This window comes from Spirosoma validum (genome assembly GCF_014699035.1).
Classification (GTDB): Bacteria; Bacteroidota; Bacteroidia; order Cytophagales; family Spirosomataceae; genus Spirosoma; species Spirosoma validum.
Genome location: NZ_JACXAA010000022.1, coordinates 17,416 through 39,404, shown reverse-complemented (window position 1 = coordinate 39,404; position 21,989 = coordinate 17,416). Strand labels below are relative to the sequence as shown.

Sequence of the window (21,989 nt, the reverse complement as noted above, 5' to 3'; positions counted from 1 at the left end):
TGGGGGTAGAGGAATCAGGATCGGAGTCCTCCACCCCCGATCCTGATCAGCGGGGAAAGTACTCAACTTTATCCGCATCCGCATTATTCGTCACCTTCTGCTCACCCGCGACGCCTGTCAGCACCGAGCTGATGCTTAGTATACCCGTCGTTTCACCCGGACTGATTACGCCCGTAAGACCCACCGATAATTTATCACCAGCTTTAATCACCTGATTCGTCGTCAGGACGTAGTAGGCCGGATCTGACGTAGTTAACTGCCACACACTGTTCTGCACCACGCGACCGCCCACACTGGTTGCGCTGGCAGGTAAGCTGAGCGCGACTTTAGCGTCCCGCGTGATTTTGATGGTGATTAAGCCGTTGGTTGCCACTCGGTTCAGTTCAACAACATCCACCACCAGGTTAATCGCGCTTGATCCGTACGTAGTAAACGGTCTCACGTATAGCGTCGGCGTCAGGTCGCTTACGAGTGGGCAACTGGCGCGCCAGTCAAAGTCGTAGGTAACCTCCCGACCTGACTGGCGGGCGATCAGTCGGATGGGAATGAGGTCAGCCGACGTCAGTATTTCGTCGTCAACAAACTGATTGGGGTTCGTCGTCCAGCCCGTCACGCCGATGGCAAAAAATTCGATGGGCGTTCCATCCCCCCCCTGCGTTCGGAACGTCAGTGCGCCCGTTTGGCAGTCGTAGCCCGGCTGGATCAGCTGTAACTCACCGCTCGCCTGAATAGACAGGGTCAGGCTGGTGGCCGGACTGGTACAGCCATTGAGGCTACACTGGGCGGAGAGCGTATAATTACCAGGATTCGTTAGGGTATAGATGCCTCCGCTGGCGGTGCCACTCCCCCCGACAACAATCCAGTCGAGTGAGCCAGTACAGCCCACCGCCGTTATCGAAATGGGTTGATTGAGGGTGGTCGTTGCAGAGGCCATTAACGCAGGGGTCGTGGGCGGCTGGCTACTACCCGTAACGGTTGTCGACGCTACGTTCGTGCACCCATTGGCGGAGACCACCGTTACCGAATACACGCCCGCGCTGGTCACCCGAGCCAGGTTCGCGCCAAGGGGCGTAGCTCCGTTACCAAACAGATACGTTGCTCCCCCGCCTGCCGTCAGCGTTACGCTGGTCAGGCTACAGGACAAAGGACCATTGTTGGTTAGGCTGGGCGTAGGCAATTGACGATCCTGCTCCACCGTCAGACTGGTGACGCTCACACAGCCATTGTCATTGGCGACTGTAACCGAGTAACTTCCTGCGTTACCGACCACCAGTGTGCTGGCTGAGCCCGGCACGCCCAACACCCCACTGCTGTTGGTAAACGTATAGGAAGTACCTCCGCTGGCCGTTAGCGTCACCGACGTAATCGCACAGGTCAATATACCACTGCTCACCAGGCCTGCTACCGGTAAGCTATTGACGATCAGGCTGGTGTTGGTACTGGCCGACTGCCCGTTGGCCCGTACAACCAGAACGACACTTTGCTCGCCCGAGCCCGTAGCCACCAGCACCTGGCTAAACGTAGCCGCACTTGAACTACCCGTGGTGGTGCTGCTGCCACTAGTCAGCGTGTAGGTATAACTGCCCGATACGTTACCCACACTAGCGGTGAAGGTAACCGGACTACCGATACAGACCACATTAGAACTGGCCGCCAGGCCTGTCACCGTCGGAGCGGGATCGATCACCACCAGTGTATACGTCGCACTGATGCCCGAACACCCGTTGGCATCGGTAGCTCGAACCGTGAGGGGAAAACTGCCACTGATGGTGGGGGTACCCGACAAGACGCCATTGCTGGCGTTTAAACTTAATCCGTTCGGCAGGCTGCCGCTGACCAGACTGTAACTATACGGCCCTGCCCCCCCGGAAGCCGTGAAGCTTTGACTGAAAGCGGTGGTCAATGTGGCCGTGGTCGTAACCGGGTTACTGACTGTCACGGTGCCCGTCGCGCTAATCACGGTTGTACTAGTCGTGCTGATACAGCCGCTGGCGTTGGCTACTGTCACTGAATACGCACCCGGCGTGCTGACTGCCAAAGCACTGACTGAGCCGGGCGTACCCACTACCCCCCCCCCGTTAGTAAAGGTATAGGAACTGCCGCCCGAAGCCGTCAGGGTGACCGACGTAATGGCGCAACTCAACGCGCCACTGCTCACTAGACCCGCTACCGGCTGGCTGTTGACGGTTGCGTTCGTTGTGGTGCTGGCTAACTGGCCGTTAGCACTCACGGTCAGCGTAAACGATTGAACGCCTGATCCACTGGCCGTCAAATTCTGACTGAACGTAGCATTGCTGTAACTACCCGTAAGGGGAGCACTTAAGCCATTCGTGAGGGTATAATTGTAGCTGCCTGTTACGTTGCCCACCGTAGCGGTGAACGTGACCGGACTGCCCACACAAACACTGTTGCCCACCGCCGTGAAGCCACTAATCGTAGGGGTGATGGGAATGATCGCGTCGGTGTCGGTCGCTGAATTGTTCGCTAAATTCGTATCGGTGACACTGTTGGGGACCGTTACAATGGCCGTATTGATCAACGATCCCGTGGCCGATGCGCTTAGGGTAGCCGTCACCAGAAAAGTCACCGAGCCCCCAACTGGCAGATTAACAAGTTCATTCAGATTACCTGATCCGGAAGCAGCCACCGCGCCCCCCCCGGCACCGGAAGCCGTCCAGGTAATGCCCGTCAGACTCGATGGGAAGTTATCCGTCACCGTGGCCCCTGTAACAGAGGATGGGCCGCTATTGGCGACGACCAGGGTATAGGTTAGTGGGCTACCCGCCTGGACTGAATTCTGTCCATCGGTACAGGCGATGGATAGATCGGCCCGAGGAGTCAGTGAGCTGGTAGCCGTAGCCGAATTGTTGGCGGGGACGGGATCAGCAGTCGAGGCCGTTACCGTCGCTGTATTACTCAGGTTGCCCATAGCGGTTGCCCTGATGGTTGCCGTAACAAAGACTCTTGCCACATCGCCTGTGCGCAGGAGGGGTATCGTTGCGCGGACGGTGTTATTCGTTGGCGGATCGGCAGCTATTGTCCCATTACTATAGGATGTTGTCACCATTGTTATCGTCAAATCGTTGGGCAGTATATCCGTCACCTGAACATTAGCCGCGTCATTAGGTCCCGCATTCGCGACAGTGATAGTATAGCTGACCGAGCCACCGGGCACCCCACTGGCGGGACTACTCATACCAACGCTGACATCGGCGGTCTGTGGTGCCGGAGCCTGAATGGCGAGTACAGTGGTCGTGGTAAAGGATGAGCATCCGCCCGACGCGGCTACCGTATAAGTCACCGTGTAGGTACCCGGACTACTGCTAGCCGGGGTAATCTGACCGGTGCTGGCATTGAGGCTCAAGCCCGTTGGGTTGACCGAATAAGCACCTCCACCTGTACCGGTTTGATTGACGTTGACCGGGCTACCATTGGTCAGGAAAGGAGAACCCATGTAGGCAATGGTAGCATTGGGGGCGACACTAATGGTTACACTCGTAGAGGCACTAGCCAATTGCCCATTCGCACTGACCAGCAGGGTGAAACTCTGTACGCCTGAGCCAATAGCCGTCAGGTTCTGACTAAACGAGGCATTGGACGACGTTCCTGCTATCGACGTACTGCTGCCATTGGTGAGCGTGTACGCATAACTGCCGGTTAAGTTGCCCACCGTGGTTGTGAAGGTGACCGGACTGCCCACACAAACCGGATTGGGACTAGCGGACAAGCCTGCTAAAGTTGGCGTAGGATCAGTCACCACCAGCGTATACGTAGCACTCACTCCCGAACAGCCATTAGCGTCGGTAGCCCGAACCGTGATGGCGAAACTGCCACTCTGGGTAGGCGTGCCCGACAGCGTACCACTCGTTGACAGATTCAAGCCCGTGGGTAAGCTGCCGCTTGCCAGCGAGAAACTCCGGGGCGTTACGCCACCGCTGGCTGAGAAAGTCTGGCTGAAAGCTGTCCCCTGAGTAGCCGTGGTAGTGGTTGGATTGGTGACCGACACGGTCGCGGTGTTACTAATGACGGTGGAGCTGGTGGTGCTCACACACCCACTGGCATTGGCCACACTCACCGAATACGTACCGGCCGTGGTGACCGAACGAGTGGCACCCGATCCGGTTAGCACCGTACCACTGCCGTTAGCAAAGGAGTAGGAATTACCGCCCGTGGCCGTCAGGGTGACGGACGTCAGGGTGCAGCTCAGCGGCCCGTTGTTGGTCAGACCCGCAGTGGGCAAGCTGTTGACCGTTACGTTGGTGGTGGCGCTGGCCGACTGGCTGTTGTCGTTAATGGTTAGGGTGAAGGTCTGGGACCCCGATCCGCTGGCCGTCAGGTTCTGACTGAAGGCCGTATTGGCGGACGTACCGGTGGTGGTGCTGGTGCCATTCGTCACTGTAAAGTTGTAGCTACCCGTCACGTTGCCCACCGTGGCGGTAAAGCTGATGGGGCTGCCCACACAGACGGTATTATCCAGGGTCGTAAAGCCCGCAATGGTGGGAGCCGCCGAGGTATTGGTGAGGTTGAAGGTTTGGTTTGGGGTAGCGCCATTGGCATTGGCCGTTACGCTGTAGGGCCCACCCGCCGTGGCATTGGCCGTGATCACTCTGGAGGCTGTTGTGGTGCCAATACTGGCTGTCCCTGAAGCGGGGTTGATGCTGGCACCCGATCCCGGCCCCGTAAACGTAACGACACCCCCGGCCACCGGCTCGCTGTTGGCGCTACTAACCGTAACTACCAGCGGACTGGCGAAGGCCGTATTGACCGTAGCACTCTGGTTATTGCCACTGCTCAAAGCCGTCGTAAAACCCCGCGACTCGAACGATCCGGCATCAGGTAATCCAACTCGGCTAATGCCTCGATCATCAGTGGCGGGAGCCCCAACCGTTGTTCCAATGTTGATAGCGGGACTACCCGGCAGTAAAGCGTGGGTTTGGCGTGGGCCTCCGTAGTTGCCCAGCGGAGCCAGCAAGGCTTTAACCCCTACCCGGTTGCCATTAACCCCATCGGTCAAACCACCCGTTCCGCCCGTTCCGATCACATTGTTGGTTGATGCGGAGTTGACTGTATTTTCGATATCATCATATTGGGGGCCTGCAATGCTAATGTTACCCGCCACGATGCAGTTAATCAGGGTGAGATCACCTGATAATTTTACCCCACCAATATTACCTGTATTACTGGTAATCGTCGTGTTGATGAGTGTTTGGCTACCAGAAAACGATGCAATTCCTCCACCATTAGAGTCAGCCCTATTATTGCTGATGGTACAATTCGTCAGGGTCGCATTTCCACTGAAAGTGATTGCTGCGCCCTGCCCATTCGTCTGGTTGCCCGTGAACAGTGAATTGGTAATCGTCGTATTGCCTAACCTGCTGTAAATCCCTCCCCCATACACGGTGGTCGAGTTATTTGTAAACGTGGAGTTGGATATAATTAACTGTGTTCCCTCATGGTAAATCCCTCCGCCCTGACGGCTTGTATTGCCGGTAAATAAGCAGTTGGTCACAATCAATGACCCGTAGTTATAGATGGACCCAAGGTCTGTAGACTGGTTATTCTGAATGGTACAGTTGGTCACGGTTAGGGTAGAACCATCTCCATCATTTGCTATTCCTGGCCCTATATTTGAGGAACCATCAGCAATCGTAAAGCCATTAAAACTGACGGTCTTGTTATCGCTATGTAAATGAAAGATCCGAAAGTTATCGCTTGAATTCCGGCGAACGGTCAAACTGTTAGCGCCCGGCCCGATGAAGGCTATGTCTTTCACAATTTCTGGTAGCACACTGGCCAGATTGATGGTGCCGCTGGCAGTAACTGTAATGGTGAAGGGAGCTGGGCAGGTGGTAGCCATTATGTCGAGCATGGCCTGGCGTAAACTCCCCGCTCCCGCATCATTGGTGTTGGTAACGGTGTACAGGTTAGTACAGGCTACGCTCACCACTAGGGTATACGTAGCACTAGTGCCCGAACACCCGTTGGCATCGGTGGCCCGAACGGTGATGGAAAAACTACCACTCTGAGTCGGGGTACCCGACACAACGCCGGTGGTAGTATTCAGACTCAACCCTGTGGGCAAGCTACCACTGGCGACACTGAAGCTCCGGGGTGTAACCCCACCACTGGCCGTGAAAGCCTGACTGAAAGCTATTCCGGTAGTGGCAGTGGTGGTGACCGGATTAGTGATGGTCACTGTAGCGGTATTGCTGAAGACGGTGGTGCTGGTGACACTTGAACAACCCGTACTGGCTACCGTCGTCGTGATTGAATAAACCCCTGATGCGTTGACGATTGCAAAACCGTCGTGCAACATCCCATCGGGAATGACTCCGCTTACAGAAAGAATGCCCCCTCCCCCCTGTCGGGCAAATGCATAATAACTGCCTCCCGATACACTGATGGTCAGGCTGGTCTGAGCGCAGGTCAGCGTACCGCCAAAATTAGTGGTCACCGAGGGGACAGGCAGACTATTTACCGTTACGTTGGTAGTGGCAAATGTCGACTGGCTATTATCATTCACAATCAGTGTGAAGGATTGAGCGCCTGACCCGCTGGCCGTCAGATTCTGACTAAAACTCGTACTGGAGGCAGTACCCGCTATGGACGTACTGCTGCTGTTGGTCAGGGTGTAGGCATAACCGCCCGTTACGTTGCCCACCGTGGCGGTAAACGTGATGGGGATGCCGACACAGACGGTATTGTCCAGGGTTGTAAAGCCGCTGATGGTGGGAACGGATGAATTGACCACCAGCGTATAGGTCGCACTCACCTCCGAACAACCATTGGCATCCGTCACCCGGACCGTGATCGGGAAGCTGCCATTCTGAGTAGGTGTTCCCGACACAACACCGGTTGTAGTATTCAGACTCAAGCCCGTGGGTAAGCTGCCGCTGGCAACGCTGAAGCTGCGGGGCGTTGTCCCTCCGCTGGCCGTGAAAGTCTGGCTGAAAGCCGTCCCCTGAGTAGCCGTAGTGGTGGGGGGATTCGTCACCGACACGGTCGCTGTATTACTAATGACGGTGGTGCTGGTGGTGCTCACACACCCACTGGCATTGGCCACACTCACCGAATACGTTCCTGACGTAGTGACTGAGCGAGTGGCACCTGATCCGGTTAGTACGGTCCCACTCCCGTTGGCAAAGGTGTAGGACGTACCGCCCGAGGCCGTCAGGGTTACGTTGGCGAGCGTACAGCTCAGTGGACCATTGTTGGTCAAATTTGCCGTAGGCGAACTGTTAATCGTTACGTTGGTCGTGGCAAATGTCGACTGGCTATTATCATTCACAATCAGTGTGAAGGATTGAGCGCCTGACCCGCTGGCCGTCAGATTCTGACTAAAACTCGTACTGGAGGCAGTACCCGCTATGGACGTACTGCTGCTGTTGGTCAGGGTGTAGGCATAACCGCCCGTTACGTTGCCCACCGTGGCGGTAAACGTGATGGGGATGCCGACACAGACGGTATTGTCCAGGGTTGTAAAGCCGCTGATGGTGGGAACGGATGAATTGACCACCAGCGTATAGGTCGCACTCACCTCCGAACAACCATTGGCATCCGTCACCCGGACCGTGATCGGGAAGCTGCCATTCTGAGTAGGTGTTCCCGACACAACACCGGTTGTAGTATTCAGACTCAAGCCCGTGGGTAAGCTGCCGCTGGCAACGCTGAAGCTGCGGGGCGTTGTCCCTCCGCTGGCCGTGAAAGTCTGGCTGAAAGCCGTCCCCTGAGTAGCTGTGGTTGTGGTAGGGTTGGTGACCGTTACCGTGCTGACAGTTAACGTAGCGGAATTAGAATTATCAGAACCACCCGCATTGGTGGCTACGCAGCGGTATTGGTAGCCGTTAAGCCCTGCTACGTTGCTTATGGTTAACGTAGTACCCGTAACGCCCGAGTACGGAGTCGAGTTGCTAAGATTGTTAAACGTACCGCTGCCTGTATTAACCTGCCATTGATACGTCGGCGAGCCCGATGCCGCTACCGTAAACGTAGTGCCACTACCCGAACAGACTGTTTTTGTGGTTGGGTCAGTGGTAAAATTAGGCGGTGCTACGTAGGTATACGTAAAAGGTACAATATACGTACAGCCTCCACCCGAGGGTGTAATTTTGGCATAAAGCGTTTGGGAACCAGTTGGCAACACCGAAGGAGTAAATGTATTGGGAGCCGTAAACGAACCCGCCGACGTAGTACCTGCAGCATTGGTATAAATGCCATTTATGGTACCTGAATACGTACCCTGATAAGTAAATATGGTACTATTGGTAGGATTGTCATTAACTCGTACCGAACCATTATTGGTGGCTGCTAGTCCACCCGATTCATATTTAATTACACCGTTATTTGTAACGTTTTGGCAAAAATTCGTTTGTAAGTAACCATTGTTAATAAAAGAGCCGATTGATGAATAAATCCCTAGTCCAGCCAATCTTATTTGCCCGCAATTCTGATTGACAATATTTCCTGAATTCTGTAAGTCGTATCCGGTAGAACAATTGGCCCGAATGAGCCCGGAATTGTTCAATTGAGCGTTTGCATAAATCTCAATATACCCCGGAACTGATCCTCCAGCGGCTGACTCAACGGCAATTGTGCCATTATTATTAACTGTCGAATTACTACCTATTTGTAGATAGGCAAATTCAGCGCCATCTCCCCTCAAATTGAGAATTCCTCCCGCATTTATTGTGAGTGTTCTTCCACTAATATTTATACTTCTTATGGTAACAGTAGTTCCTGATGCGATAACAGGGCTTCCGGTTCCATCATTAACATAAACGTAGTCGGATGCCGTGGGTACCCCCACAGGGTTCCAGTTAGTGGCCGTATTCCAATCCGTGTTGGTATTACCTGTCCAGAATCTGTTAACAGCAAAGAGGTTATTACTAATACCCAGGCTCAGGAAAAGAAAGAGAACGTAGAAAGTTGGTTTCATAAAGAGGATATATAGATATAGAAAATGATTGTATTCAGACTATGGGTGTAAATACCGTCATCAGCCAACAAAAGCCCGCTACGCCCTGCCCGTCTGGACGTATCGATCGGTAAGTAGCAGGCGCTGGAAAATCTTCTTAATGGCCACCCAGCGACGGCGTGACACCGGCAACACATCACCCGAATGCAGGTGAACCAATCCTCCCTTATCGGGATAGAGAAATTCGATTCGCTCGATGTACCGGACGTTGACGATGCAGTTGCGGTGTGCACGAACAAACCACCCACTGGGCAACTGAGGCTCATAGTATTTCAGGGTCCGGGGAAGCAGTATACGCTGGCCGTTTTTCCAGTGCAGCCAGCTATAGTTTCCAGTAGCCCGGAGAAACATCAGATCCGTTATAGGGAGTACCATCTGTCCCTCGCGCTGACGATAAATTTTGAGTGCTTGTGTGGTTGGACTGACTAGTTGGTTCATAACTGAATGAGATCAATGGTCGCCCGTGCGGGAAACGGGTCGACAGTCATTTTGAGGTTGAGGAGAAAAGTAGGTACTGGACAGGAAGCAAACGGACATATCGTTTTGTGAAGTCGTTCGCATCGACGCCCTCTTTGTACTTATAGAGGACACGGCAACAGATGGGTCATTAACCGGTACCCTGAACGTAGCAGATTGCCTGATCGCTGTGTCTGAGGTGATCGTTCATGCCGTTGGAAAGCGGTGTCCCAAACAAGTGCACAGCCGGAAAATGACGTAGAAGGTAGTTCATGAATTTAGCCGAGGAGTTGGATGTCAATAGTCGTTAATGACCCCGGCAAGTACCATGAATGCCCATTAATCCGCTAACACACTCGTTACATTCACTAACAATCACGTTACATTACACCAAAAAAGCCCGAATTATCAGGCTTTTTGCACACAACTCTATACTCTTAGTAATTGAATTCCATCAAATGACTACTATGAACCATTGAATGATGCCGGTGATTTTCCATACTGCGAAGGCAGAGCTCCGTAGTGTTCCTGAAACACTTTCGCAAAGTAAGACAGGTTATCGAAGCCAACCGAGTAAGCCACCTGCGTTACGCTCTGTTGACCTTCGGTCAGCAGCTCAGCGGCTTTTGCCAGACGAATATCCCGAATAAACTGAGTGGCCGTGGTGTTGGCTACAGCTTTCAGCTTCCGGTGAAGCTGCACCCGGCTCATGCTGAGCGAATCGGCCAGATCTTCGACACTGAAGGCCGTATTGTCGAGGTTTTGCAGAACCACTGCCGACAGCTTGTCGAGGAAGTGCTGCTCCGCTTTGGGAAGACCAGGTACACTAGCTGGAAAAGCGGGCATGGGCTGGTTAACGCTAAACCGTTGGTATAACTGTTGGCGCTGCTGAATCAGGTTACGTACCCGCGCCTGAATTTCGAGCAGGTTAAACGGCTTCGTCAGATAATCGTCGGCTCCCAGTGAAAATCCTTCGATGCGGTCTTCAACCGTCGCTTTAGCCGTTAGCATGATCACCGGAATATGGCTGGTAGCTTCCTGACTTTTCAGTGCTTTACAAAAACCAAAACCGTCGATCCGGGGCATCATCAGGTCACAAATAACAATGTCCGGCAAACGAGTCGTAGCCTGTTCCAATCCATCCTGCCCGTCAACCGCTTCGATAATCTGATAGTCGGCGTCAAAAATGCTACGTATGTAAGCCCGGATATCCGCATTATCGTCAATAATAAGCAGAACATTTTCGGTTGTGGACGCAGCAGGCGAAACCTCAATCGGCCTCGAAACCCCCATTATCGACTCACGGGCAGCGAAAACATCTTCCATTTCACGGGCTAATGCAATCGATGGCTGCTCCAAAACAGGTCGTGGTGCTGCAAGCAGGGGCAGACTGACGGCAAACTGCGTACCTTCCCCTTCCTGACTCACTACGTTGATGGTACCCTGCAGTACCCGAACCAGCTCATTCACTAAGGCCAGCCCAATGCCGGTACCTTCGTAAGAACGATTGACCTGGCCATCTACCTGGTAGAATCGCTCGAAAATATGTCTCAGATTCGTCGGCGCAATACCAATGCCTGTATCAGCAATGATGAGGTCCATCGTATTCACTACGTCTGATTTGGAGTAACGAACGGTCATTCGAACCTCATTGCCAGCGGGGGTAAATTTGAAGGCATTCGACAGCAGGTTCGTCACGATTTTTTCAACCTTGTCCCGGTCGAAATCGGCCCAGCACTCCAACGCGTTCTGCTCGAACAGAAAACGAATTTGGCGACTCTCGGCCAGCGAATTAAACGAACTGGCAACCGTCCGAAAAAAGGCCGCTATATCTCCACGTTCCGGTTCCGGTTTGAGCTGACCCGCTTCCAGCTTACTCAGATCAAGTAGCTGATTGATCAAACTCAATAGTCGGTTAGCGTTGCGCTGAATCAGTGGAAACCGGGTATCGTGTGCATAATCCTGAACGGCCTGGTCAATAGGACCCAGGATGAGTGTAAGCGGGGTACGAAATTCGTGGGAAATATTCGTAAAAAACTGCGTTTTCAGCCCGTCCAGTTCAGCCAGTCGGCTGGCTTCTTTTTTTTCAAAACGAACCTGTTGCTGCAGTAATAACCGTTGGGTTTGAAACCGGTAAAGTTGCCATGCAAGGATGGCCAGCCCAACGGCATAAAGTAAATAAGCCCACCAGGTTTGATAAAAGGGTGGATGAACCCGTACCTGCAACGTAACAGGATCGCTCCAGAGCTGGCCATCGGGGGAACCGCTTACCTGAAACGTATAGTCACCGGCTGGCAATTGAGCGTAGTTGGCAAAACGGTTGGTACCAGCCTCCACCCAGTTCATATCAATACCCTCCAGGCGATACCGATACCGGTTCTTGATCGAGTTCGTGTAATCCATCACCCCAAATTCAAGGGTAAGCAGGTTCTGGCGATACGACAGGTCAATCCGTGGCGAATATTCGATACCCTCGGCCAGAATACCGTCTGCCCCACCCACCGCAATCGCTTCATTGTTGACTTTCAGACCAATGATGTTAACCAGTGGCTTCTGTTTGGTACTACGTATCATATCCGACGACCGAAAGGCTGTCAGACCGTTCACGCCCCCGAACAGCAATTCACCCGACGGTGTTTTGGCGTAAGAGCCCGTATTGAATTCATCATCCTGTAATCCGTCGGCCTTGGTATAGTTCTTAAATACACGAGTCTTCGGATTAAACTGAGCCAGACCTCGGTTGGTGCTTAGCCAGAGATTTTTGTACTCATCAGCCAGGATGCCATATACGACTTTGTTAGGTAGTCCCTGCGCTTCGGTAATGTGCTCGAAATGTCCCGTTTTCTTATCCAGCCGATCCAGCCCACTTCCTTTTGTGGCCACCCAGAGGTAGCGGGCGGGCTCGTACGGATCATCGAGTAAACTCAGGACAAAATCGTTGCTCAGACTCTGTCGGTCGGTCCTGCTGTTTTTATAGATAGAAAAAGCGGGCGTCGTCTGTGGATGATCGGCCCGAACCAGGCCCTGCTGCGTAGCAATCCAGATTATACCCGCCTGGTCGAAGTAAAGAAAATACGTTTCAATATCGGACCCTTTCAGCGGCAATAGGGACTGATACGAGAATACCTGAAATAGTTCTGTCCGGGGGTCAAAGCGGATGAGTTTTCCGTTGGTCGTGCCCAGCCAAAGTCGGCCGGATTGGTCTTCAACCGTATGGTTTCCGTAAAAACCAAAGGCTGTGTTGATCGGCATTAGGTATTTTTTGAGCAGCTTCCAATCTGAGGAAAACTTAAACAAAGACATCTCGTGCGTCTGGAAGTTGGTATTCGACACCCAGAATGTTCCCCGACGGTCCTGCATCATGTAGCGCTGGTTTTTGTCGGGGGGGGGTAAATCGCTGCTTAAAAACGGACGTAGTTGATGACTGATCCGGTCGAGTTGCTCATAGGCAAGCTCTTTGCGCACGTAAGTACGTCCCTGCTGGTCAGCGTACAGATACGTCAGGGTTGTATTCGCTAATGACGAGTGAAACTGTTTGACCTCAGGATTGAATTTTCGTAATCCGTATCCGCTGGTGCCCACCCAGACATTACCGGTCTGGTCTTTAATGATGTTCGTAATCGCATAGATATTGGGTGGCAGGGTCGTAAATGCGTCACGAGTGGTCAGGCTGTCCTGGCGAATGAGTTCTTCAGGCGACATCAGCCAGAGGAATTCGTCCGCAGCAATGGCAATTGTCACCGAATCGACTTCTTTCAGACTGGCAACGTTATAGGGCAGGAGAATTGTTTTCAGATGTCCCTGGCGGGAGATGAATAGCTTGTTGTCGACCGTACCGAACCAGTACCCCTGACTAGCCTTACCGTAGGACGCAGCCAGATCGGCCGATGTATGACGAAACGGATCGAATTGGCCCAGCTTTCCGGGTGCCTGCCAGTTGAACCAGTATAAGCCATGAGGGAACGTGGCCAATGCCTGCCCATCGGGACGAAAACTAAGGTGATTAATCGGTTTGCTCCCTACCTCTCTGTTGATCGGAGTCTGCGTAATTTGTACCTGACTCGTGAGATCCGGGTGGTCTGGCAGCCTGGTTTTCAGGTAATCAGGTAAACTGACCTTAAACAGTTTATCCGTATTGGCAATAACCCATATATTACCCTGAGGATCTTCATAAAGGCCATTGATCTGATAATTTCCTGATTTGGGCGAAGCCTGATCGCGAATGTCAATATGGTAAAAGCGTTGCGTACGCGTATCAAACAAGTTAAGTCCCTGATTGAGGGTACCGACCCAAAGTCGACCACTGCCATCGATTAACAATGCCGAGCAATTGTTGTCAGACAGGCTGTAATCGTTGTAAGGATCGTGGGTAAAAACGGTAAAATTATATCCGTCGAAGCGATTGAGTCCATCTTTGGTCGCTACCCAGATAAACCCTTTTCGGTCCTGCTTCAGATCGAAAATCATTCCCTGCGATAATCCATCGGAAATCGTTAGCTCTTGCCAACCTTTTTGTTGAGCAAAAAGGCTAAAGGGAAAGAATAGGAATAAGAAAATCAGACGCATTCTGATAAGAATATGTTATCAAAATACGCTAAAAAAAACCGTTTAGATTGACCTTTTACCTAATAAGTAGATTTCGAATATATACTTAATGGCTTAAGTTTCTGTAAGTAAGTTGGTTATTTATAGCCGATTATGATTCGTTTAGCCCCACCATCAGCTCAGCGCGTCGCCACATCTGTCCTCAGCCACCACAATCCGATGTGCCTTTTTAAAAAGCTGAATCCAGCGGTAAGTTGCCACAGGTTTGTTTTGGATGCAAACCGTGTATCGTTGGCCGGATCTTTGTACGTAACGGAGATAATTTTCGTCAGACTTCCCTCCTGCCTCAGGTCGAGTTACAATCCACCCAACTGAGGCTCAGGGCAAAACGCTGAACCTGACGCTGGCTTCATCCCTACTTTTTGTGGAGGGAGACACGAAACGACTCGCCTGTCCAGCGGGTCCGCTGTTTGTATTTTAGTAATTGATGATAATGCGGATACGGCCTTGGCTCTGTCGATGCTGCTTGAATTAGAGGGTTATGAAGTTCACAGTCAGTCTAGTGGCCGGGAAGGTATCAACGCAGCCGAGGCCCATCGGTCATCTTGTGCGTTATCAGTATGCTCGGGATGGATGGCTATGAAACGGCCCGCCGGATTCGGCAGGAGCTCTGGGGTCAACCCATTTGGCTGATCGCCTTGACGGACTACGGGCAGGAAGCAGACAGACAGCGCACGAAGGAGGCTGGCTTTGATAATCATCTGGTGAAACCCGCAGACACTTGATGCGCTTACTGGCCAGGGGTAAAGCAACTGGAGATACCTAAGGTATGTTGTCACCCATTGCTCCTTCCATACCTCGATAACCATCATACTCTAATCTGATGCCGGTCATAGGTAGCCTCATGGGATACGATTACTTTTGGTTTCCAATTTTTCTACCAATCTGCCTCTCAGGTAGGAGGAATTGAACTTACACCTACACCAGAATCCCTGTTTTCCTGTCCAATTTCCACCAGTATGGCTGACGATGGCCTACGGGTTATGTTCCAATCTCTTTGTAAACAACGTTCGACAATGAAACTGCTGTTCTTTCCAGTCGGGGTATACCTCGCCCTGACGCTAACGCCGGCTCATAGCCAAACCACAACGCTCGTTTCAACGGACAGTCTTCGACTATCGACTGTAGCGCCCCAACGATACGATTTTTATTACTCAGCTCACCAAGCGGATGCGTTTCTGAAAGTTAGTATCGCCAGTTATGCCCTGAGTGATCGGTTAAAGAGGAATCGCTTCCGCGACAAAACGTATACCGCCTTCGTGGCCAAGGGATTACCGGTGCAGGGCGGCTTTGATGACTACGTATTGATTGGTTCAGGCACGATCGAAGAGATAAAACCAGATGGGTATTGGTAAGCGCCCACGAGCCTGGTTAATCCCATTTTGATGAGCCGTTTACGTAGTACGCATCGGTACCATCGTACCCGTTAATCCACCAATACGCCTTCTTTTTTATGAAACTTACCCTCAAACCCGTTGACCTCCCGTTTATGGTCGGGGATACCGTATGGGTCGATCAGCCCTACGGGGCCACCCATGAATTTCCTTATTTTCAGGGCATCATCATGCAAATTATCTTGGATGGCAGCCTGGCCAATACCCTCCTGATTCGGCAGCGATCCGAAACGCATGAACTAGTAGTAGGTAGTGCGATCTATGGCTTAAAGCCAATTGGGGAACATGCTGGCTCCCCCCGGGTCAATGTCAATGTGCAGCTTATGCCGTTGCAGACTAGTTTATTTGAGACGAAACAACAGCTATTGGCTCATCAAAATCAAGCTTACTGAGCAGCCCCTTTATCAACATGCTGACGCGATCAGCATCCTCTGTTAATTTAACCCCTAAGCGCTCGCCTAATCAGACTTTTCAACCGGTGAAGTACTTGCTGGAGCCCACTTTTACCGCTCGGCAACCTTAAATAAACCAGCCCGTCAAAAGTGGCGTACGCGTAAGTTTACCGATTGCTCTAGTCAGTTAAGCCTAAAAAAATGGAGTTTACAACACAGTTTCAACCGGTGATGGAAGACGATTTGAGAAAGCTGGTTCATGATCTCAGAGGCTATCACGGCATTATTTGTTTTGCCCTTGATGTGCTGGAGCGTAAGCCAACGAAGGGGAATCAAGAAGTGTTTCAAGAAATGCTGGCCCGTAACCTGGCCCGTAGTCAGTCGATGTTAACGGATTCAGCGTCATACACGTGGCCAAAAGATTCTTTTGGTAGCGCTAGTGAATTGCGAATTGAATTAACCAGATTACTCCATTATTTACAAACTAAAAAGCGAATCATGATTCCCCATCAGATCCAGGATCAAATCGATTCGCTGATCACTACTCTACTATCCATTGGTTCTCGAGGCCTATGATTAGTTAGAAAGGTGGCAATCTGTTTAGACAGGTGGAAAGTTCAATCGCGTGGGCATTTACTGTTTCATAGGTAAGGAAGTAAAGCAGGAAACAGGTAGCTAGCTCATATGCATCCGCCCGAATAAATCAGGATAAGACACCAAAAAATTTATAACCTGTCAAATACTATCAGTCGCATACGATTAGCCCACCGGTTGAAAGTGGTCAAGTTAGTTCATGACTAGATGAACCATTGGCAAGTTCGATTCTCGATATCCGTCAGATAGAAAAAGGTCGAGTCCATATATCCTTTCGTAACAACTTCGGCAAAGCGATCTAAACCCCCAAAAAGGGGACTAAGAATGTCAGACGTGTCAACAAAGGAAGACTAGTGCTTAGAAAGCCGCCGATAGGTTTGCGAAATAATAGCCCCCATTAAACCCAAACTGGGTGGCAGACCGATTGTACACAAATCGACCGAACGACGAATTATCAAGCGCGGCTGACCCGTAGCGTTCGGGCGTCGGGGCATCAATAACCCGTAACGGATCGGGATAGACATCCAGCAAATTGTTAGCTCCGACGGTCAGGGACAGATTCTTCCGTATTCGGTAAGACGCATTTAGGTCCGTGACCAGCTTAGGGCTTTGGCACTCATCCAGGGCCGGGTTGGCGGGGTCGTAGGCCTCAACGCTTCCGAAGCGCGACAACCGCAATACGGCGCCAAACTTACGTAGTCGATAATTAAACGTTAACTGAATTTTGTTGCGGGGCTGGGCCAGCGTCAGACGGGCACTATCCTGCCGGTTGAACAGAAAATTGCCGAACGTAGCATCCGTTGGAATGTTAGCGGGCCGCTTGATGTCGCCCACCAGTTTGGTCTGGTTGAAATTAGCCGCCAGCGTTACGTCGAGCGTACCCGTCGAAAGCCGGGGGTTGGTCGCAATAACGATGTCCAGACCCTGGGTTTGGGTGTTGACCGCATTCGCAAAAAACTGGGCGCTGTTGACGTCCGTCTGTGCGGCATTGTTCAGGATCGTGGCGACAATCAGGCCCGCGCTAGCTGTGCCGCGCGCGAACTGATTACTGTAGATAATCCGGTTCTGAATATTGATCTGATAGGCATCCACCGTTAGGCTGACATTGGAGAGCGGGCGCGAGGTGATGCCCACGCTGAAATTCGTTGACTGTTCGGCCCCCAGTGAGGGTACGCCAAACGCCTGAGCAATGGGACTGTCGTTGCGAAACGTACCCGTTTGACGAGGCTCCAGTCCCGTTCCGGTCGAGACAAAGACGGTGCTGATGGCGCTGAAATACCGTTGGTGCAGACTCGGTGCCCGAAATCCGTTACTCACCGAACCCCGTAGCGAGAAAGCTTCACTGAAGCGGTAGCGAGCGGCTAGTTTCCCCGCCAGATTGCCCCCGAAGTCACTGTAATTTTCGTACCGGCCAGCTACCTCCACCAGCAGTTGCTCGGTTAGGTCAGATTCAACATCCAGGTAGGCTCCGTACACGTGTCGATGCGCATTAACGGCATTCGTCGGTTGATAGCCCGGAAATACCTGCGCCCCGCCCGACTGCCCCGACTGCGGACTGAAGTTCAAGTATGAAGCGGCTTCGCCGGGTTTGATTCGGTACTGGTCATTGCGGTAGGTAAGGCCAGCCGCTACGTTGAACGACGTTAATCCCAACTGCTTGCCAAACTCTTTGGCCGCACTGATGTCGGCCGTATTCTGGTAAAAACTGAGGGTTCCGGCGTAGAAGTTCGTTGGATTGTTGGTCGGCCCCAGGTACGACAGGGATGCGTTATTGGAGTTCGTTACGTCGAACCGGAACGAGTTACCACCATACACATTACTGATGTCCCAGCGCCAGCCGTTGTTTTCCCCATTAACACCCACCAGCAGTGACTGGTCGTTAATACTCGATTGGATGTTGGGCAGAAAACCATTCGGGTACAAGGCCGTAATGACCTGCGTGGTCTGGTACGGATAGCGGTAGAAGCCACCCGCCAGTCCGCGTCGGTAGTTTAGGCCACCCGTGGCGTAAACGCTGGCGTTGGTATTTTTGATCGGCACGCGGGCATTCAGGAAAAAACCGGCGTTTTCGACCCGCGCCTGCCCGACCTGTAAGTTGTTTTGCAAGCTGAACTGATTCTGGCTAATCAACGTCTGATCCTGCTGATAAAGCCGCTGGCGTCGCGCTACGTAATCCGCTGTGGTTTCGCCGGTTTGCTGGCCCGCGTTCCAGTTTACGTAAACTGGTCCGGTATAATCGCCCACCCGGTTGGTGGCTCCCCGATGGCGAAACTCGCCGGTTAAGCTCAAAAATCCTTTCTCCCCCAATTTAAACCCGTGGTTGATGCCTACCTGCGCCACTTGTCCATCACCCTTGTATTGCTGACCAAGTTGCGCATTGATAGTAGTGCCGGGCTGTTCTTTTAAGCGCAGGTTAATTACCCCTGCAATGGCGTCTGAACCGTATTGGGAAGAAGCACCGTCACGTAGTACTTCCACGCGTTCGATGGCCGAGCTAGGAATGGCATTCAAATCGGTACCGACCGAACCCCGACCAATGGTACCGTTGAGGTTGATCAGGGCCTGATTGTGCCGCCGTTTGCCGCTGAGTAACACCAGCACCTGGTCGGGGCCCAGACCACGTAGCGTAGCCGGATCGATGTGATCAGTACCATCCGAAACGCTTTGCCGGGAGGAGTTAAACGAGGGAGCCACAAAATTCAGTTGCTGGGTAAGGTCGATTTGTCCCGTCGCCACCAAATCACGCGACTGGATGACGTCCACTGGGGCGACGGTCTGCGTACTGGTTCGGACCTGCGTCGACCGGGAACCGATGACGACTACTTCGTTCAGACTGGCCAGACTTTCGACTAACCGGACGTCCACCGTCGTGGTAGCCCCCGCTGATAGCTGCACCGGCTGGGTTTGCGTGGCGTATCCTACAAAACTGATTCTCAGGGTGTAGTTGCCTGGTTCAAGCGTCAGAATATATAGGCCATTGGCATCGGTGATCGCGCCCGTCGTTGATCCCTGCACAAGAATGGATACGCCGGGCAGATCCGTTCCGGTAGTGGCATCGGTCACGTGTCCCTGAATACGTTGGGCGAACGTCGTCGACAGCATCAGCAATCCGATCAGTATAGCGGCCATTAGCCGGAAAAAGTACGTGTTGTTCATAGGGAGTTGAGAATAAGATGAGAATGATCTTCAGCCTTTGGCTACGGATCAGTTATGAGAAAGACGATACGTCAGCAGCAGATTCAGGGTGGGCAGATAGCCATGTCGACGCAGTTGGCTATCGACTTCGCTGTTAAGATTCCCGTACAACCGCTGCGTAACGCCCAACCCATCGACAAAAGGGCGGTTCGAGGAGAAGGTGTTACGTGTACCGAAAATCTTACCTATACTGGCTTCGACATTCAGCCCAAAGCGAGAGGGACCAAAACGGATTGAACGACCCACCCGCAAGCCACCCATCCATATGTTCGATTGCATCGTGAAGACGAACGTAGGGGAATCCAACAACCCAAACCCGGAAAAATCCCGCTGGAAGTAAACGCCCAACGCATCGGCCGGAGTAATGGGACCGGCCGCTAGATGAACGTATTGCCCGAATACACCCGCATACCAGGGCGAATTGGCGTGAACGTTCAGCCCCGCACTCACCGAGCTTCCCTGCCGAAAGGATCGATCTATGGCCTGGCTCAATTGAGGATCGAGACCAAAGGCTTCCAGCGTCTTAAGCGTGTAGCGGTCAAAGGGGGCGGCAATCAATCCGCCCTGGAGCTGAGCCGAGAGCCGACGGCTAAATTGTAAACGGTATCCGGCTACGTAGTTGAGCGGTAGCTGAACCCCGGCAAACACCGTGTGCCTGAGTTTAAATCGATCGGCTGGGATTTCCTGAGCAAATGAGAGACCGGGCAGACACAGAAGGAGCAAGAGTTTTTTCACACGCATTTCGGAAAGAATATCGCTTGAGGCCAAGCCAATAGATTTATCTATTTCTACCCCACTTATTGGAGAAAGGCAGTGTTAGATTGGCACGTAACATCGTGTTTGCCTGAATGTTCCCGGTTGCTCTCCAATCCCGGACCATTGGGTAACAATAAATGGGTGACCAAACCGATAAAAGCGGATAAATGCTGCCTAAATGCCCCTATTTGAGCTAAAATCAAGGGTTTTGAGTTGGTAACAGCCTGCTTAGATAAGCATCATAAGGCAATATGATAACCATCATAGATTGCCCTGGTAGGGTGGTATACCTTTGTTATTAATACGGCAAATCCTATAGGATGACTAGGCTAAATAACTAAAGGCGTTTACCTACGCTACGGTCGCGGTCTTAGCCAAAAACAAAGGGCTAGGGAGGATGACCTCCAGCCCACATTTTACTCAACTACTTGAACAAAACGTTATGGAACACACAATCAATACGTATGAGAATCGCTCCGGGCAGGGGCGAATGGATTTTATGAGTCGAATCTCCTGGAGCGCGATATTCGCCGGTGTCCTGGTCGCGATTGTCACCCAGATGCTGCTGACTCTACTAGGGTTAGGTATTGGATTGGGAACAATCGATCCGATGGAGGAACAGAATCCAATGGCAGGGTTGGGCGTCGGCAGTGCCATTTGGTACATCATCAGCAGCCTGATTTCTTTATTTCTGGGCGGCTGGGTGGCCGGTCGGCTGGCCAGTGCACCCCGGCTGTTTGACGGGATCATCCACGGCGTGCTAACCTGGTGTCTGGTAACGCTATTGACCATCTATTTTTTAACAACGACATTGGGTAGCCTAATTGGCGGAGCAGGTCGTTTGGTCGGTGGCATCGTGAAAACAGCCGGATCGGCAGCTAGCGCAGCCGGACCCGGTTTGGGTAATATGGTGCAGGATCAGCTCAAAGCCAACGGAGTCGATACGGACAAGATGGATCTGGGCGATTTGAAAAATGAGGTTAGTACCCTGCTACGTCAGACGGGCAATCCGAATTTGAATCCAAACGCCATCGAGCGACAAGCGGACCGGGCGGGTAATCAGGCGGAAACGGCGGCAGGTCGGGCGGCATCCAATCCACAGGAGTCGGATGATATTGCCGGGAGCTTGTTCAGCCGGTTATTTAAACAGGGTCAGTCGACCGTCAACAGCGTTGATCAGGACGATGCCGTGAACGTCGTTATGAAACGGACGGGCAAAAGCCGGGCCGAATCGGAACAGACGGTCGATAACTGGATCAATACCTACAAACAGGCGGCCGCCAAATTTGAGCAAACGAAAAAAGAAGCCGAAGTGAAAGCTCGCCAAGCGGGCGATGCGGCTGCTTCAGGCGCGTCGAAGGCAGCCATTTTTGGCTTCATCGGCCTGCTGATCGGTGTGGCTGCATCAGGATACGGAGCCAAGATGGGAACCGATTCTAAAGACGATCACAATACGTACGACCGTCCCGTTCGGGAAGGTGTTCGATAGATAACATTGTTTGGTTTGGGTGTGTAGTTGGTTTGTTGGTAAGCCAGTGCGATTACGTGCTAAGAAAAAAGGCTGAGCGATTGCCCGGCCTTTTTTCGGGCTTCCTTTCAGGAACTGCCCAAATCGTTTTTCTT

General features: G+C 52.2%; 10 protein-coding genes and 1 pseudogene. 5 read left to right on the top strand and 6 right to left on the bottom strand.

What is annotated here, in order from left to right:
- Positions 1–46 precede the first annotated feature (46 nt).
- The 4 genes from IC230_RS31475 to IC230_RS31465 all read right to left on the bottom strand — a co-directional run bounded on the left by IC230_RS31475 (position 47) and on the right by IC230_RS31465 (position 13,996).
- Positions 47–8,935 carry a putative Ig domain-containing protein gene (locus tag IC230_RS31475; RefSeq protein ID WP_191043057.1) on the bottom strand — a complete coding sequence of 2,963 codons (8,889 nt, stop codon included), beginning with the start codon at positions 8,933–8,935 and terminating at the stop codon, positions 47–49.
- A gap of 78 nt (positions 8,936–9,013) precedes the next feature.
- Positions 9,014–9,412 (bottom strand): LytR/AlgR family response regulator transcription factor, encoded by a 399-nt coding sequence (locus IC230_RS31470; protein WP_191043056.1) that lies wholly within the window; start codon positions 9,410–9,412, stop codon positions 9,014–9,016.
- Between the two features lie 169 nt (positions 9,413–9,581).
- The gene (locus IC230_RS34540) at positions 9,582–9,704 is read right to left on the bottom strand and encodes a hypothetical protein (RefSeq protein WP_262893202.1); all 123 of its coding nucleotides are present in this window, start codon (positions 9,702–9,704) and stop codon (positions 9,582–9,584) included.
- Between the two features lie 191 nt (positions 9,705–9,895).
- Positions 9,896–13,996: a hybrid sensor histidine kinase/response regulator transcription factor gene (locus tag IC230_RS31465; protein ID WP_191043055.1), complete on the bottom strand. Its 4,101-nt coding sequence runs from the start codon at positions 13,994–13,996 to the stop codon at positions 9,896–9,898.
- A gap of 575 nt (positions 13,997–14,571) precedes the next feature.
- Between IC230_RS31465 and IC230_RS31460 the strand changes: the two are divergent.
- The 4 genes and pseudogenes from IC230_RS31460 to IC230_RS31445 all read left to right on the top strand — a co-directional run.
- Positions 14,572–14,760: pseudogene (locus IC230_RS31460) on the top strand (response regulator); the annotation flags it as partial.
- A gap of 291 nt (positions 14,761–15,051) precedes the next feature.
- Positions 15,052–15,390: a hypothetical protein gene (locus tag IC230_RS31455; RefSeq protein WP_191043053.1), complete on the top strand. Its 339-nt coding sequence runs from the start codon at positions 15,052–15,054 to the stop codon at positions 15,388–15,390.
- Positions 15,391–15,488: 98 nt separating this feature from the next.
- Positions 15,489–15,821, top strand: coding sequence for a hypothetical protein (locus tag IC230_RS31450; protein WP_191043052.1), 333 nt, complete (start codon positions 15,489–15,491; stop codon positions 15,819–15,821).
- Positions 15,822–16,022: 201 nt separating this feature from the next.
- Positions 16,023–16,397, top strand: a complete 375-nt coding sequence (locus IC230_RS31445) for a hypothetical protein (RefSeq protein WP_191043051.1) — start codon at positions 16,023–16,025, stop codon at positions 16,395–16,397.
- Between the two features lie 375 nt (positions 16,398–16,772).
- Here IC230_RS31445 and IC230_RS31440 read toward each other — a convergent pair whose 3' ends face one another.
- Together IC230_RS31440 and IC230_RS31435 are read right to left on the bottom strand one after the other, a co-directional pair.
- Positions 16,773–19,571 (bottom strand): TonB-dependent receptor, encoded by a 2,799-nt coding sequence (locus IC230_RS31440; RefSeq protein ID WP_191043050.1) that lies wholly within the window; start codon positions 19,569–19,571, stop codon positions 16,773–16,775.
- Between the two features lie 48 nt (positions 19,572–19,619).
- Entirely contained in the window at positions 19,620–20,345 is a 726-nt protein-coding gene (locus IC230_RS31435) for a hypothetical protein (protein WP_191043049.1), read from the bottom strand.
- A gap of 463 nt (positions 20,346–20,808) precedes the next feature.
- Between IC230_RS31435 and IC230_RS31430 the strand changes: the two genes are divergently transcribed.
- The gene (locus IC230_RS31430) at positions 20,809–21,855 is read left to right on the top strand and encodes a YrzE family protein (protein WP_191043048.1); all 1,047 of its coding nucleotides are present in this window, start codon (positions 20,809–20,811) and stop codon (positions 21,853–21,855) included.
- Positions 21,856–21,989: the final 134 nt, after the last annotated feature.